Origin of the sequence: Polaromonas sp. (genome assembly GCF_010365105.1) — a bacterium.
Taxonomy (GTDB): domain Bacteria; phylum Pseudomonadota; class Gammaproteobacteria; order Burkholderiales; family Burkholderiaceae_C; genus Polaromonas.
This window is the reverse complement of record NZ_JAAFGZ010000011.1, coordinates 23,743-39,594: the sequence shown is the minus strand read 5'-3', so window position 1 is coordinate 39,594 and position 15,852 is coordinate 23,743. Positions and strand designations below refer to the sequence as shown.

Sequence of the window (15,852 nt, the reverse complement as noted above, 5' to 3'; positions counted from 1 at the left end):
TGAAGCATGTGCCCGGCATCCAAACCTTAACGAAACAATAAACTGGAGTAAATCATGGGAAGAATTATCGGCATCGACTTGGGTACGACCAACAGCTGCGTCTCCATCATGGAGGGCAACACGCCCCGCGTCATTGAAAACTCGGAAGGCGCCCGTACCACGCCATCCATCGTCGCCTACCAGGAAGATGGCGAAGTACTGGTCGGCGCCTCGGCCAAGCGCCAGGCCGTGACCAACCCGAAGAACACGATTTACGCCGTCAAACGCCTGATCGGTCGCAAGTTCAGCGAGAAAGAAGTCCAGAAGGACATCGACCTGATGCCCTATTCGATCGTGGCTGCCGACAACGGCGACGCCTGGGTCGATGTGCGCGGCAAGAAGATGTCGGCACAGCAAGTTAGCGCCGACATTCTGCGCAAAATGAAGAAAACCGCCGAAGACTACCTCGGCGAGCCGGTCACCGAAGCCGTGATCACGGTGCCGGCCTATTTCAATGACGCTCAGCGCCAAGCCACCAAGGATGCAGGCCGCATTGCCGGCCTGGATGTCAAACGCATCATCAATGAGCCTACCGCAGCCGCCTTGGCCTTTGGCATGGACAAGCAGGAAAAAGGCGACCGCAAGATTGCCGTGTATGACCTGGGCGGCGGCACGTTTGACGTCTCCATCATCGAGATTGCCGATGTCGATGGCGAAAAGCAGTTTGAAGTGCTGTCCACCAATGGCGACACTTTCCTGGGCGGCGAAGACTTCGACCAGCGCATCATCGATTTCATCATTGACGAGTTCAAGAAGGACTCCGGCGTCAACCTGAAGAACGACGTTCTGTCCCTGCAGCGTTTGAAGGAAGCGGCAGAAAAAGCCAAGATCGAGCTGTCCAACAGCATGCAGACGGATATCAACCTGCCCTACATCACCGCCGATGCGTCGGGTCCGAAACACCTGAGCGTCAAGCTGACCCGCGCCAAGCTGGAAAGTCTGGTCGATGAACTCATCGAGCGCACGATCGCTCCTTGCCGCATGGCGATCAAGGATGCTGGCGTCAGCGTCGGCGACATCCATGACGTGATCCTGGTCGGCGGCATGACCCGCATGCCCAAGGTGCAGGAAAAGGTCAAGGAGTTGTTCGGCAAGGAGCCGCGCAAGGACGTGAACCCCGACGAAGCCGTGGCCGTTGGCGCCGCGATCCAGGGCCAGGTGCTGTCGGGCGACCGCTCCGACGTGCTGCTGCTTGACGTGACGCCGTTGTCCCTGGGCATTGAAACCATGGGCGGCGTGATGACCAAGATGATCAAGAAGAACACGACCATCCCGACCAAGTTTGCCCAGACCTTCTCGACCGCTGAAGACAACCAGCCGGCCGTGACGATCAAGGTGTTCCAGGGCGAGCGCGAGATTGCTTCGGGCAACAAGGCACTCGGCGAGTTCAACCTCGAAGGCATTCCACCGTCATCGCGCGGCACGCCGCAGATCGAAGTGTCGTTCGACATCGACGCCAACGGCATCCTGCATGTGGGCGCCAAGGACAAGGGTACCGGCAAGGAAAACAAGATCACCATCAAGGCCAACTCCGGCCTGTCGGAAGCTGAAATTCAGCAAATGGTGAAAGACGCCGAGCTGAATGCCGAAGACGACAAGAAAAAGGTCGAGTTCGTGCAGGCCAAGAACAGCGCCGAAGCCATGGTCCACAGCGTGAAAAAATCGCTGGCAGAATACGGCGACAAGCTTGACGCGGGCGAAAAGGAAAAGATCGAAACCGCCATCAAGGACATGGAAGAAGCCCTCAAGTCCGACGACAAGGACGCGATTGAAGGCAAGAATGCCGCCCTGATGGAAGCCAGCCAGAAACTTGGCGAAAAAATGTATGCCGACATGCAGTCTTCGCAGCCCGCTGGCGGCGACGCAGCTGGCGCGGCAGGCACCGAACAGGCTCAGGCCAAACCCGCTGCCGACGACAATGTGGTTGACGCCGAAGTCAAGGAAGTCAAGAAGGGCTGATAAAAGCCGGCCTGAAACGGCCTGCTGACTGCATGAAAATGCATCGCCAGTACAAGAGCGGAAACCAGGAGCAGTCCCGGCTTTCCGCTTTTGTCTTTTGCCGCTGCACCCAATGCCCGTGTCTTCTGTGCCACCTTTGCCTGGCCGACCGCTGAATTTTTAACAATGATTGCCTGACCTGACATGGCCAAAAAAGACTATTACGACACGCTCGGCGTTCCCAAGAACGCGAGCGACGAAGACATCAAGAAAGCGTACCGCAAGCTCGCGATGAAACACCACCCGGACCGCAACCAGGGTGACCACAAGGTGTCGGAAGAAAAGTTCAAGGAGGCCAAGGAAGCCTATGAAATGCTTTCCGATGCGCAAAAGCGAGCTGCCTATGACCAATATGGCCATGCCGGCGTGGACCCGAACATGCGCGGCGGCGGGGGTCCCGGCGCTGAAGGCTTTGGCGGTTTTGCCGAGGCTTTCGGCGACATCTTCGGTGATGTATTCAGTGGCCAGCGCGGTGGTCAGGGCGGCGGCCGTCAGGTCTACCGCGGTGGCGACCTGAGCTATGCAATGGAAGTCACGCTTGAGGAAGCGGCCGCCGGCAAGGATGCGCAGATCCGCATCCCGAGCTGGGACGATTGCGGCATCTGCCACGGCAGCGGCGCCAAGCCCGGCACCAAGGTGGCCACCTGCACCACCTGCCACGGCCATGGCGTGGTGCAGATGCGCCAGGGATTTTTCAGCGTTCAGCAGACCTGTCCGCAGTGCAAGGGCAGCGGCAAGCTGATTCCCTCGCCCTGCATGGCCTGCCACGGCGTGGGCAAGACCAAGTCGAACAAGACGCTGGAAGTGAAGATTCCGGCCGGCATTGACGACGGCATGCGCATCCGCTCGACCGGCAACGGTGAACCGGGCACCAACGGCGGCCCGCCCGGCGACCTGTACATCGAGATCCGGCTCAAGAAGCACGACATCTTCGAGCGCGACGGTGACGACCTGCACTGCTCGATGCCCATCAGCTTCACCACGGCGGCATTGGGCGGCGAGATCGAGGTGCCGACCCTTGCGGGCAAGGCGGCCATCGACATTCCCGAAGGCACGCAGGCCGGCAAGCAGTTCCGCCTGCGCGGCAAGGGCATCAAGGGCGTGCGTTCGAGCTATCCGGGTGATCTGTACTGCCATATCTCGGTGGAAACGCCCGTGAAGCTGACCGAGCACCAGCGCAAGCTGCTCAAGGAACTCGACGAGTCGATCAAGAAAGGCGGCGCCAAGCACTCGCCCAGCGAGGAAGGCTGGACTGACAAGCTGAAGAATTTCTTCGGCGCCTGACCCCTTCCGTCTGCCTTGATGAAATGCCGGATTCAGTCCGGCATTTTTTATGTCTGCGCGAGGCATGGATTTCAGTAGCTACTAACGCTTTTGATTGGATGGCTGCGGTTTCTGTTTCTGTTTCTGTTCTGGGGGCTTGGGGTGGGTTCTTCTGTGGTTTGAGGGGTGAGCGCCTTCCCGGCGGGGGGTAACTTTCTTTTCTGGCAAAAAAGAAAGTCACCAAAGAAAGTTGCCTGGGGAACGGGAGCGGGTTAGAGCTGAGCGCTCTGTCGGGCCTTCGCTTCGCTGGGCCCTGGGTTCTTTGATCGGCAGCCGGTGATCAATGCCGGAGGCTGGCTAGTTCTACCGCTCGTTCGCCAACAGCTTCACGCTCTGCTTAATCTGGCTGGCTGGTTTGCGCTGCGCGCTGCGCGCATCGCTGTCGGCTTTCGGCTGTGCCGTTTTCGTATTCCCTGCTGGGTTTGGGCTGGTGGATCAGTGGCTGTGGAACCACGATGGTTCTTTTTACCAATCGCTGTCAGCCCCTTCCCAGGCTGCCTGCCTTGGCCGAGAAAAAAGGGAAAAAAACTGCCAGCAGTGCTCGAGGCACAGAACAAACGATCAAGCAGAGCGTGAAGCTGTTGGCGAGCGAGCGGTAGAACTAGCCAGCCTCCGGCATTGAATCACCAGCTGCCGATCAAAGAACCCAGGGCCCAGCGAAGCGAAGGCCCGACAGAGCGCTTAGCTCTAACCCGCTCCCGTTTCCCAGGCAACTTTCTTTGGTGACTTTCTTTTTTGCCCGAAAAGAAAGTTACCCCCCGCCGGGAAGGCGCTCACCCCTCAATCCACAGAAGAACCCACCCCAAGCCCCCAGAACAGGAACAGAAACAGAAACCGCAGCCATCCAATCGAAAGCGTTAATAGTTAAGAATTTCAAGAAAAAACAGCCTTTTGCGCAATTCCAGCATGCATCAATAGCTATTAATTTCATAGCAAAAACCAATTTCAGGTCCAGCCGCAAAAACGCCCCCGTAAAATCTTCCGGGCATGCCCCTCGTCACCCTCATCCTCCTGCCCTTTATCGGCAGCCTCATTGCCGCGCTGCTTCCGGCCAATGCACGCAATACCGAATCCACGCTGGCGGGCCTGATTGCCGTGTTCTGCACCGTACAGGCGGCGCTGTACTTTCCGCAGATAGCCGACGGCGGCGTGCTGCGCCAGGACATCGCATGGCTGCCGGCGCTGGGCCTGGACCTGGTGATCCGCCTGGACGGCTTTGCCTGGATGTTCTGCATGCTGGTGCTCGGCATCGGCTCGCTGGTGGTGCTGTATGCGCGCTACTACATGGCGCCGACCGACCCGGTGCCGCGCTTTTTTTCCTTTTTTCTGGCATTCATGGGCTCGATGGTAGGCATCGTGCTGTCGGGTAACCTCATCCAGCTGGCCTTTTTCTGGGAACTGACCAGCCTGTTTTCCTTCCTGCTGATCGGCTACTGGCACCACCGCAAGGATGCGCGACGCGGTGCCCGCATGGCGCTGACCGTGACGGGCAGCGGCGGGCTGTGCATGCTGGCTGGCATGCTGGTGATCGGCCACATCGTCGGCAGCTACGACCTGGACGTGGTGTTGGCGGCCGGGCCGCAGATTCGCGCGCATCCGCTGTATTTGACCTGCCTGGTGCTGGTGCTGCTGGGCGCACTGACCAAAAGCGCGCAGTTTCCGTTTCACTTCTGGCTGCCGCATGCCATGGCCGCGCCGACGCCGGTATCTAGCTACCTGCATTCGGCCACCATGGTCAAGGCTGGCGTGTTTTTGCTGGCCCGCATGTGGCCGGTGCTGGCCGATACCGAACCGTGGTTCTGGCTGGTCGGCGGCGCCGGCCTGATCACGCTGCTGATTGGCGGCTATGCGGCGATGTTCCAGAACGACCTGAAGGGCCTGCTGGCCTATTCGACGATTTCGCACCTCGGCCTGATCACCTTGCTGCTGGGCCTGAACAGTCCGCTGGCAGCCGTCGCGGCGGTTTTCCACATCATGAACCATGCGACCTTCAAGGCCTCGCTGTTCATGGCGGCCGGCATCCTGGACCATGAAAGCGGCACCCGCGACATCCGGCGGCTGTCCGGCCTGCGCAGACTGATGCCGGTGACTGCCACGCTGGCCATGGTGGCCAGCGCAGCCATGGCGGGCGTGCCGCTGCTCAACGGCTTTTTGTCGAAGGAAATGTTCTTTGCCGAAACCGTCTTCATCCAGGCCACGCCGCTGGTTTCCCTGCTGCTGCCGGTGGCCGCCACGCTGGCCGGCATGTTCAGCGTGGCGTATTCGCTGCGCTTCACGGTGGACGTGTTTTTTGGCCCGCCGGCCACCGACCTGCCCCGGCAGCCCCACGAACCGCCGCACTGGATGCGCGTACCGGTCGAGTTGCTGGTGCTGGCCTGCCTGGTGGTCGGCATCTTTCCGGCCTGGAGCGTGGGTCGTTTCCTGGATGCGGCGGCGCGTCCGGTGGTGGGCGGCGAGTTGCCAGTTTACAGCCTGGCCGTCTGGCATGGCTTCAACACGCCCTTGCTGATGAGCATCGTGGCAATGCTGGGCGGTATCGCGATCTACCTGGTGCTGCGCCACTACCGTTCGCTCGGCCAGGTGGACGCGGCCGTCCTGATGTACCGCCTCAACGGCAAGCGCCTGTTTGACGGCACGCTGGCCCTGCTGACGCTGGCGGGTCGCCAGGGCCGGAGGATGCTGGCCACACAGCGCCTGCAGTGGCAGATGCTGTGGCTGGTCAGCGCCACGCTGGTGGCGGGCGTTCTGCCCTTGTGGACGCGGGGGCTGTATGTGGGCGACCGGGCGTCGCTGGCCTTGTCGCCGGCTTTCGCCCTGCTCTGGGCCGTCGGCGCGGTCTGCGCGGTCGCCGCCGCCTGGCAGGCCAAGTACCACCGCATGGCAGCGCTCGCGCTGATGGGCGCGGCCGGACTGTGTGCCTGCATCACCTTTTTATGGTTTTCCGCGCCCGACCTGGCGCTGACCCAACTGGTGGTGGAAATCGTCACCACCGTGCTGATCCTGCTGGGCCTGCGCTGGCTGCCCAAGCGGCATGAAAGCCTGCGGCTGCCGAACCGGGCCGAGCGGCGCGGCACGCGCTGGCGCCGGCTGCGCGACCTGCTGCTGTCGGTGGGGGCAGGCACCGGCATGGCGCTGCTGTCCTGGGCCATGATGAGCCGGCCTTTTCCCGAAAGCACCTCGACCTTCTTCCTTGAGCGCGCCTTCACCGAAGGCGGCGGCAGCAACGTCGTCAACGTCATGCTGGTGGACTTCCGGGGCTTTGACACCTTTGGCGAAATCGTCGTGCTGGGCATCGTCGCGCTCACGGTCTATGCGCTGCTGCGGCGCTTTCGCCCGGCGCTCGAAACCATGGACCTGCCCGAGCAGCAGCGCGCCCTGCCCGCCGACCTGGCCACCGACCTGCTCAACCCGCGCCAGGCCACGGACACGGCCGTGGGTTACCTGATGGTGCCGGCGGTGCTGGCCCGGCTGCTGCTGCCGGTGGCCGTCATGGTGTCGGTGTTTTTCTTCATGCGCGGGCACAACGAGCCGGGCGGCGGCTTCGTGGCCGGGCTGGTGCTGTCGGTGGCGCTGCTGCTGCAATACATCATCTCGGGCACCCAGTGGGTCGAGGCGCACCTGCCGCTGCGGCTGCGCCGCTGGATGGCCCTGGGACTGCTGACCGTGCTGGGCACCGGACTGGCCTCGCTGGCCTGGGGCTATCCCTTCCTGACCAGCCATACAGCGCACTGGGACCTGCCGCTGATCGGTGAGCTCCATGTGGCCAGCGCAATATTTTTCGACCTCGGCGTTTTTGCCCTGGTGGTGGGTTCGACGCTGATGATCCTCACCTCGATTGCCCACCAGTCGGTGCGCGGCCATCGCCACCACGCCCGCATGGCCGAGGAAACCCGCGAGGCCGCAGCCTTGCCTGCTGCATTGGAAACCCGCTGATGGAAATTGTTCTGGCCCTTGCCATTGGTGTGCTGACCGGCTCGGGCGTGTGGCTGCTGCTGCGCCCGCGCACGTTCCAGGTGATCATGGGCCTGGCGCTGCTGTCGTACGCGGTCAACCTGTTCATCTTCAGCATGGGCCGGCTGGGTCTGGCCCTGGGCAAGGCGCCCCTGCTCACGCCGGGCGTGCCGCAGGACCTGCTGCACTATGCCGACCCGATGCCGCAGGCCTTGACACTGACGGCGATTGTCATTGGCTTTGCCATGACGGCGCTGTTCCTCGTGGTATTGCTGGCTTCGCGCGGCATGTCGGGCACCGACCATGTAGACGGCAGCAAGGCCGACGACGCCCAGGAACTGCAATGAGCGCAATACATGCGATAAGTGCCCTGAACGAAGTCATTGCGCCGCTGATGCCGCACCTGATGCTGGCGCCCATCCTGCTGCCGCTGCTTACCGCCGCGCTGATGCTGCTGATGGGCGAAGACCAGCAACGCACCAAGCTGACACTGAACATGGCCTCCACGCTACTGGGGCTGGGCGTGTCGGTGGCGCTGCTGGGCTGGGCCGGCCAGCAGGGCCCGGCGTCCACCATGGACGTTTACCTGGCGGGCAACTGGCCGGCGCCCTTTGGCATCGTGCTGGCGCTGGACCGCCTGTCGGCCATGATGCTGGTGCTGACCAGCACCATCGCGCTGGCCTCAGCCATGTTTGCCGCCGCCCGCTGGCACCGCGCGGGCGTTCACTTTCACCCGCTGTTCCAGCTCCAGCTCATGGGCCTGTGCGGCGCCTTCCTGACGGCCGACCTGTTCAACCTGTTCGTGTTTTTCGAGATCATGCTGGCGGCGTCCTACGGGCTGCTGCTGCATGGTTCGGGCCGGGTCCGGGTGCAGTCGGGACTGCACTTCATTGCCATCAACCTGGCCGCGTCGTCGCTGTTCCTCATCGGCGCCTCGATGCTCTACGGCATCACCGGTACGCTGAACATGGCCGACCTGGCGCAAGGCATTCCACAGGTGGCTGAGGCCGACCGGGGCCTGCTGCATGCGGCGGCCGGCATCCTGGCGACGGCCTTCCTGATCAAGGCGGCGGTGTGGCCGCTGAATTTCTGGCTGGTGCCGGCCTACAGCGCGGCGACGGCACCGGTCGGCGCGCTGTTCGCGCTCATGACCAAGGTCGGGATCTACGTCATCCTGCGGCTGTGGCTGCTGCTGTTCGGCTTGGATGCCGGTCCTTCGGCGCACTTCGGCAGCCTGTGGCTGATCGTCGGCGGCATGCTGACGATGGCTTTTGGTGCCATCGGCATGCTGGGCTCGCAGCGGCTGGGCTACCTGGCCGGATACGGCGCCATTGTCTCGTCAGGCACCTTGCTGGCCGCCGCCGGATTTGGCCAGCCTCTGCTGACGGCCGGCCTGTTGTACTACCTGCCCAGTTCGACGCTGGCGATCAGCGCGCTGTTTTTGCTGGCCGACCTGATGGACCGCTGGCGCAACGACGGCGCCAGCCTGGCGCCCTTTGACCACGACGATGCGCCCTTCCTGACCGCCGAGCTGATGCCCGTCAAGGGGCTGAACCTGGACGACGACGAGGAAGTGCTCACCGGCCGGGTGATTCCTGCCGCCGTGGCGCTGCTGGGACTGGGCTTCATGGCCTGCACGCTGGTGATTGCCGGCCTGCCGCCGCTGTCTGGCTTTGTCGGAAAGTTTGCCATGCTGACGGCCTTGCTCAATCCGTCCGGGCTGGGCCTCTCTGGCGGCCAGGCGCCAGGCGCGGCCGGCTGGACGCTGCTGACGCTCCTGATTGGCACCGGCCTGCTGGCGCTGATCGCACTGACGCGCGCCGGCATCCTGCATTTCTGGGCCACCTACGACCGGGCCTCACTGCAGCTGCGCGTGCTCGAAGGCCTGCCCATCGCCTTTTTGCTGGGCGCCTGCGTGCTGCTGACGCTGCAGGCCGGCCCGGTGATGGGCTACATGCAGGCGACGGCCGATGCGCTGCACACGCCCGAACTTTATGTGCGGGCGGTCATGTCCGCCCGCCCGATACCGGGGCCGCAGGCGCCACGGGCAGAACCCGCCCAGGAGGCGCCATGAAAAAAATGCTGCCCGCGCCGCTGCTGTCCGCCGCGCTGTTCGTGCTGTGGCTGCTGCTCAACCGCACGCTGGGCGTGGGGCACCTGCTGCTGGCCGGACTTCTGGCAGTGGCCATTCCGCTGCTGACTGCCGGGCTGCGGCCGGTGCGGGTGCGCATCAGAAAGCCGGGCGTAGCGCTGCGCCTGCTGCTCACGGTCGCTGGCGACTCGACGCGCTCGAACATCGCCGTGATGCGCCTGCTGCTCAGGCCAGGCAGCCGGCGCCATCCGCCCGGTTTTGTGCAGGTGGCGCTGGACCTGCGTGATCCGAACGGACTGGCAGCGCTGGCCATGATTGTCTGCCTGACGCCCGGAACGGCCTGGGCCGAGTTGTCGCTGGACCGCGCCACCTTGCTGCTGCATGCACTGGAAGTCGATGATGCCGGCGCCATGGCCGCGCAGATCAAAACGCGCTATGAGCGCCCCCTGATGGAGATTTTTGAGTCATGAACCCGATTCTTTCCTGGGCACTGCCGCTGGCGCTGTTCATGCTGGTGCTGGCCATGCTTTGCACCATGGTCCGGCTGATCAAGGGACCAGCGGCGCAGGACCGGGTCCTGGCGCTGGACTGCATGGTCCTCAACGGCATGCTGGCGATGCTGGTGCTGGGCCTGATCTACGGCAACCGGCACTACTTCGAGGCGGCGCTGCTGATCGCGCTGCTGGGGTTTGTCAGCACCACGGCAATGGCCAAGTTCCTGCTGCGCGGCGAGGTGATTGAATGACGGGGGCCGGCGTTGCCCTGCCGCTGTGGGCGGAGATCGTCGTCGCTGCACTGGTGCTGGCAGGCGCGGCAGTGGCGCTGCTGGGCTCTTTCGGCTTGCTGCGCCTGCCGACTTTTTTCGAGCGCGTCCACGTGCCGGCCATCATTGCCACGCTGGGCTGCTGGTGCGTGATGTGGGGAACGGTGCTTTTTTTCTCGGTCCAGCAAGGTGAACTGGCGATTTTTCCGCTGCTGACGGCGCTGTTCATTGCCATCACCGTGCCCATTCCGACGATTTTCCTGATGCGCGCCAGCCTTTTCCGGGCCCGGCAGATGGGCAAGGATGTGCCGCCCAGCGTCAGCCGCATCGTCCCGCCGGGAGTCAAAGACTCCTGAATTGATAGCTTCTTGTGCACACCCGTCTTGCGCAAGAGCTGATTTGACTTATAAAACCTTGGTTCAAACCGCGTAGCGCGCCACAAACTGGCGGTCGATGCGGTCTTTCCAGCGCCAGACCCAGGCGCCTTCGACGCTGAGCCCGCCCCACACGGCAATCGCATGGCGACCGCCGCACGACAGCAGGTTAAGCGTGCGCTGTTGCGGCGCATAGGGCTTGAGCGGCTGGCCCTGCCATGCGGCGCGCAGGTTGGCCAGCAGCGGCGGGCCGGCGCGCACCGCGTACACGCCGCTTCGCGCATGCGGCGCATCGACGCGGCTGGCGACATCGCCGGCAGCAAATACCGCCGGATGGCTGGTGCTTTGCTGAAAGGCGTTGACCGCCACAAAACCACCCTCGTCCAGCGCCAGGCGGCTGCCAGCCAGCCATGCCGGCGCCTGGGCGCCCAGGGCCAGCAGCGGTACATCGCAGGCCAGATGCTGGCCGTTGCCCAGCCTCATGCCGCCTGCGTCCAGACCGACGCAGGATTCAGGCAGCACCTCGATCCGAAGGCGTTGCAAGGCCCGGGCAATGCGGCGCTGCACGCTGGCAGGGTAGCTGGCACCCGGTGGCTGCGCACCGCTGAGCAGCGTCACCCGGCTGCCTTTCGCGTACGACGCACCGCCCAGTGCATGGGCAGCGGCCATGGCCAGTTCCAGACCCGCCGCACCCGCGCCGACCACGGCCAGGTGAATTTTTTTATCTCGCGCCATCGCCATCACCCGGGGCCAGAGCTGGCCGAAGGCTTCGATGGGCCGCACGAACAAGGCATGCTCGCGCGCGCCCGGCATCTGCGCCTCGATCTTTTCGCGGTCCATGACCGGGCCGGTGTCCAGGCTCAGCCAGTCGTAAGGCAATGTGGCGCCGCTGGCCAGGGTCACAGTGCGCGCATCGACGTCCAGCCCCTTTGCGCTGCCTTGCACATGGCGCACCCCGCTGCGGGCAAGCAGCCCGTCGAGCGGAATCATGCAGTCGGCCAGCGTGTAATGCCCGGCGACAAACCCCGGCACCATGCCCGAATAAAGCTGGCGCGGGTGCGGCGTAACGAGCGTGATGCTCAGGTCAGCCGGCCGGTCTTGCGCCAGGCTGTGCAGCACATGCACGTGGGCATGGCCAGCCCCCAGCAGCACAAGATGCCGCCCGCCCGCTGGCGCGGGGCTTGCCGGAAGAACGCCGGCTTCATCGGCAGGCTTGGCCTTGTTTTCAACCGGCGTCATGGCGACAGCGTGATATCGCCGACATAGCCCAGGCTCTGGCCGGCGGTGTTGTCCGAGTCGCCGCCCACCAGCAAGCCCTGCAAAGGCGGCACGGTAGCAGACTCCTTGCCGAAGGCGCGCCGGAAGTCGGCTGCCAGGTCCTGCGAGTGCGCAACCCACTGGCCCAGATGCAGTTCGCCGCTGTCCGCCACGATCATGCGCATGCGGTGCGTGAAGGCGTTGTCGAGCAGGGTTCCAGCCGGCAAGCTGGCGTCCCAGACATAGCACAAGGTGGCGGCAGGCAGGTTTTCGCCGCTCGACAAACGGGCGGCACGCAGCAGGTTTCGCTCGACGAAGCCAAGCTGCTCCAGCGGCATGTCGAACAGGGCGCAGACCTTGAGCGGCGTGTCGTCGCCGGCGCGTTGCCGCAGGTCGGTGCCTCGCAATGGCTGGTCCAGCCGCCAGCGCCAGCGCAGTTTCATGCCAGGCGCCAGCGCAAAGTCCGGCAGGTCATGCACCAGGTTGGCATAGGAATGGTCGGTCTGCACCCGCAGCACCGGGTGGCCGTCGAGAGGCACCAGGTCAAAGCGGGTCAGCGGCTTGGTGGCCTTGGGCAGGCCGACCACGCGCCAGGGTGCGGGCGGCACGGCACCGCTGGCGGACGAAAAGGGATGCAGATTCGCTGCCGTCGTTGTCAACGCGACCAAATCTTCAGCAAATACCGGCTTTGCGCACAGCCACAGGGCACCAGCAGCTATAAAAAGCATAGTGGGATAAAATAAGGGAAAGCGCCTTGTGGCGGGAGGCAATGTCATGTCAGCTTCGTTTCCAGTCGTGGTATTTGCGCACCCATTCCAGCAGCCGCACGGGCTGGTGCGCGCGTTTCCATTCACCGGCTGCGTATTTGTTGGCTTCCGACAGCGTCGGGTAGGTGTGAATGGTCGAGAGAATCTTGTTCAGCCCCAGCCCGTGCCGCATAGCCAGCACGTACTCGGCCAGCAGATCGCCGGCGTGGGTGCCGACAATCGTCACGCCCAGGATCTTGTCCTTGCCCGGCAAGGTCAGCACCTTGACGAAACCGCGCGCCTCGCTGTCGGCAATGGCGCGGTCCAGGTCATGGATAGGGTATTTCGTGACCTCGTAGGCCACGCCTTTTTCCTTGGCCTCGGCTTCGCTCAATCCGACGCGGGCGACTTCCGGGTCGATGAAGGTGGTCCACGGAATGACCGAATAGTCGGCCTTGAACAGCCTGAACTCGCCAAACAGCGCATTGACGGCGGCATACCAGGCCTGGTGCGCTGCCACATGCGTCAACTGGTAAGGCCCGGCCACGTCGCCCGCGGCATAGATGTTCGGGTAGATGGTCTGCAGATAGTCGTTGGTGGGCACCGTGCGCTCTGTCGAGATGCCGAGTTCTTCCAGTCCGTAGCCACTCAAGCGCGCCGCGCGGCCGACGGCGCAGAGTAGCTGGTCGAATTCGATGCGCTTTTCAACGCCCTGGTGCGCAACCACCAGGGTCTTGACGCCGCCCACGTTCTCGCAGCGCAGTGCCTCGTGGCCGGTCAGCACCTGCACGCCGTCGGCTACCAGTGCGTCACGGGCCAGCGCCGACACTTCCTCGTCCTCACGGCTCAGCAGGCAAGGCCCCTTTTCTACCTGCGTGACCGTCGCGCCCAGCCGCGCAAAAGCCTGTGCCAGCTCACAGCCAATCGGCCCGCCGCCCAGCACCACCAGGCGCTTGGGAACGGCGTCAAGCTGGGCAAACACGTCCCACAAGGTGTCGCTGGTGACATAGCCCACCTCGTCCAGGCCCGGCAGCGGCGGCACGAAAGGCCGGGCGCCGGCCGCAATCACGATGCTGCGGGTGGTCAGCGTTTGCGTGCCGCCATCGTTCAGCGCAATTTCCACCGTCCACGGATTGACAATGCGGGCATGGCCTTTCAGCACCTCGACACCCAGGCTGGTGTAGCGCTCCACGCTGTCGTGCGGCGCAATGGCGCGGATCACGTCCTGAATCCGCTGCATCACGGCCTTGAAGCTGAATTCTGGCGTGGCGTTGCTCAAGCCGTAATTGGCGCCGTGGCGCATCTGGTGCGCCAGCTTCGCGCTGCGGATCAGCGCCTTGGACGGCACGCAGCCGTAGTTCAGGCAGTCGCCGCCCATCTTGTGCGCTTCGACCAGCGTCACCCTGGCCTTGACCACGGCGGCAATGTAGGCCGACACCAGCCCGCCCGCACCGGCGCCAATCACGACCAGGTTGCGGTCAAAACTTGACGGTTTCACGCCCTTCCAGCGCGCATACACCTTGCGACGCTTGACGAGCGCCAGCACCTTGCTGACCGCCAGCGGCAGCAGCCCCAGCAGCACAAAGGAGCCAATCAGCCCCGGCGACAAAATCGACTGCAGCGAGTCGATCCTGGCGATTTGCGTGCCCGCGTTCACATAGGCCACGGTGCCTGCGAACATGCCCAGCTGGCTGACCCAGAAGTAGGTCCAGGTCTTGATGCGGCTCAAGCCCATCAGCAAGTTGAGCGCAAAAAACGGCACCACCGGGATCAACCGCAGGGAGAAAAGATAGAACGCGCCTTCTTTTTCAATGCCCTTGTTGATTTCTTCCAGGCGCCGGCCAAAGCGCGCCTGAATCGTATCGCGCAGCAGGTAGCGCGCCGCCAGCATGGCCAGTGTGGCCCCGATGGTCGAGGCAAAGGACACCACCACCGTGCCCCACACCAGCCCGAAACTGGCGCCGCCCGCCAGCGTCAAAATAGCCGCGCCCGGCAGCGACAGCGCGGTGACGGCCACATAAAGAGCGAAAAACACCAGTGTCACCATCACCGGTCGTTCATTGAACAGCGCCGTGAAAGAAGCCTGGCTGTCCTTGATGAACGCCAGGCTGAAATAGCGGCTCAGGTCCAGCACAAAGAAAGCGGCGATGCCTGCCAGCAGCAGCGCGGCAATCAGAAATTTGCGTAGATTCACGGGGTCCTTGGGGTTGTTCTTCTGCTTGATTTGGACCGACGCCTGATTCTCACAAAAAAAGGAGGCTGCATCTGTAGGAAGAAGCCAGGTTCGTCGCCCAATGAGGTAAAGGGACATCGGACCGGGACACGCCTGCTTTCTGGAAAACTCGCACAGAATCAGGGACTGTGCGGCAAATAGCCCACCCCCAGACGCTCAAGCAGTCTAACTTCAACCAGGAATTCAAAGCATGAACCAGGCATTGGTCGGCATCATCGGAGGCAGTGGCCTTTACCAGATGGACGCACTCGAAGGCGCGCAGGAACAGGTGATGGACACGCCGTTTGGCGCGCCATCCGACGTGCTGGTCACCGGCCAGGTGCATGGCGTGCCAGTGGCCTTCGTGGCCCGGCACGCGCGCGGCCACCGCCTGCTGCCCTCCGAGGTGCCCTACCGCGCCAACATCCACGCCATGAAGCAGCTGGGTGTGCGCTACCTGCTGTCCATATCGGCCGTGGGTTCCTTGAAGGAAGATGTCAAGCCGCTGGACATGGTGCTGCCCGACCAGTTCATCGACCTGACCAAACGCCGAGAAAGCACGTTTTTTGGGCGCGGCGCGGTTGCCCATGTGTCGATGGCGCAGCCGGTCTGTCCGGCAACCGCCGGCGTGCTGGCGCAGGCGGTGCGCAACGTGCTTGCACGCGAAGCCCCCGGCCACGGCGTGACGCTGCACGAAGGCGGCACCTATGTGTGCATCGAAGGCCCGCAGTTTTCCAGCCTGGCCGAATCGAACTGGTATCGCAGCATGGATGGCGGCGTGATCGGCATGACCAACATGCCCGAGGCCAAGCTGGCCAGAGAGGCGCAGATTGCCTACACCACGCTGGCGCTGGTGACCGACTTTGACTGCTGGCACCCGCGCGAGGCGCATGTGAGCGCCGACATGGCGCTGGCCAACCTGTTCAAGAACGCCGGCCGGGCGCAGCAGGTGGCCGCCGAAGCCATCCGCCTGCTGGGCGCCGAACAGCCTGCAAGTCAAGCGCACACGGCGCTTCAAAACGCGCTGGTGACCCAGCCGGACGCCATGGCGCCCGAGGTCCGCGCCCGCCTGGCCGCGCTGCTCAACTGAACTTTCC

The 15,852-nt window shown here is 63.6% G+C and carries 12 protein-coding genes; 9 read left to right on the top strand and 3 right to left on the bottom strand.

All coding sequences use genetic code 11. The annotated features are described in order from the left end of the window. Positions 1-54 precede the first annotated feature (54 nt). The 8 genes from dnaK (at position 55) to GZ092_RS09640 (ending at position 10,522) form a co-directional block, all read left to right on the top strand. On the top strand, positions 55-1,998 hold the full coding sequence (gene dnaK, locus GZ092_RS09675) for a molecular chaperone DnaK (protein WP_293636190.1): 1,944 nt from the start codon (positions 55-57) through the stop codon (positions 1,996-1,998). Between the two features lie 183 nt (positions 1,999-2,181). Further along, positions 2,182-3,321, top strand: coding sequence for a molecular chaperone DnaJ (gene dnaJ / locus GZ092_RS09670; RefSeq protein ID WP_293636189.1), 1,140 nt, complete (start codon positions 2,182-2,184; stop codon positions 3,319-3,321). A 1,026-nt stretch (positions 3,322-4,347) separates the two neighbouring features. Further along, positions 4,348-7,293 (top strand): monovalent cation/H+ antiporter subunit A, encoded by a 2,946-nt coding sequence (locus GZ092_RS09665; RefSeq protein ID WP_293636188.1) that lies wholly within the window; start codon positions 4,348-4,350, stop codon positions 7,291-7,293. Beyond that, a complete protein-coding gene (locus GZ092_RS09660) occupies positions 7,293-7,658 on the top strand; it encodes a Na+/H+ antiporter subunit C (protein ID WP_293636187.1) in 366 nt (121 codons plus the stop codon). The genes GZ092_RS09665 and GZ092_RS09660 overlap by 1 nt, the downstream gene beginning before the upstream one ends. Next, complete coding sequence (locus GZ092_RS09655; RefSeq protein ID WP_293636186.1) at positions 7,655-9,385, top strand: monovalent cation/H+ antiporter subunit D; 1,731 nt, start codon at positions 7,655-7,657, stop codon at positions 9,383-9,385. Before GZ092_RS09660 ends, GZ092_RS09655 begins: the two co-directional genes overlap by 4 nt. Next, complete coding sequence (locus GZ092_RS09650) at positions 9,382-9,873, top strand: Na+/H+ antiporter subunit E (RefSeq protein ID WP_293636185.1); 492 nt, start codon at positions 9,382-9,384, stop codon at positions 9,871-9,873. The genes GZ092_RS09655 and GZ092_RS09650 overlap by 4 nt, the downstream gene beginning before the upstream one ends. Then, a complete protein-coding gene (locus GZ092_RS09645) occupies positions 9,870-10,148 on the top strand; it encodes a K+/H+ antiporter subunit F (protein ID WP_293636184.1) in 279 nt (92 codons plus the stop codon). Before GZ092_RS09650 ends, GZ092_RS09645 begins: the two co-directional genes overlap by 4 nt. Next, complete coding sequence (locus GZ092_RS09640; protein WP_293636183.1) at positions 10,145-10,522, top strand: monovalent cation/H(+) antiporter subunit G; 378 nt, start codon at positions 10,145-10,147, stop codon at positions 10,520-10,522. The genes GZ092_RS09645 and GZ092_RS09640 overlap by 4 nt, the downstream gene beginning before the upstream one ends. Before the next feature lie 63 nt (positions 10,523-10,585). On the opposite strand, the gene GZ092_RS09635 is transcribed toward GZ092_RS09640, so the two are convergent. The 3 genes from GZ092_RS09635 to GZ092_RS09625 all read right to left on the bottom strand — a co-directional run bounded on the left by GZ092_RS09635 (position 10,586) and on the right by GZ092_RS09625 (position 14,737). Next, positions 10,586-11,779: an FAD-dependent oxidoreductase gene (locus GZ092_RS09635; protein WP_293636182.1), complete on the bottom strand. Its 1,194-nt coding sequence runs from the start codon at positions 11,777-11,779 to the stop codon at positions 10,586-10,588. After that, positions 11,776-12,456 (bottom strand): DUF3047 domain-containing protein, encoded by a 681-nt coding sequence (locus tag GZ092_RS09630; protein WP_293636181.1) that lies wholly within the window; start codon positions 12,454-12,456, stop codon positions 11,776-11,778. Before GZ092_RS09630 ends, GZ092_RS09635 begins: the two co-directional genes overlap by 4 nt. 118 nt (positions 12,457-12,574) lie before the next feature. After that, the gene (locus tag GZ092_RS09625) at positions 12,575-14,737 is read right to left on the bottom strand and encodes a bifunctional TVP38/TMEM64 family protein/FAD-dependent oxidoreductase (protein WP_293636180.1); all 2,163 of its coding nucleotides are present in this window, start codon (positions 14,735-14,737) and stop codon (positions 12,575-12,577) included. A gap of 229 nt (positions 14,738-14,966) precedes the next feature. On the opposite strand from GZ092_RS09625, the gene mtnP reads away from it, so the two are divergent. Continuing rightward, positions 14,967-15,845, top strand: a complete 879-nt coding sequence (gene mtnP, locus GZ092_RS09620; protein WP_293636179.1) for an S-methyl-5'-thioadenosine phosphorylase — start codon at positions 14,967-14,969, stop codon at positions 15,843-15,845. The last annotated feature ends 7 nt before the right edge of the window (positions 15,846-15,852 follow it).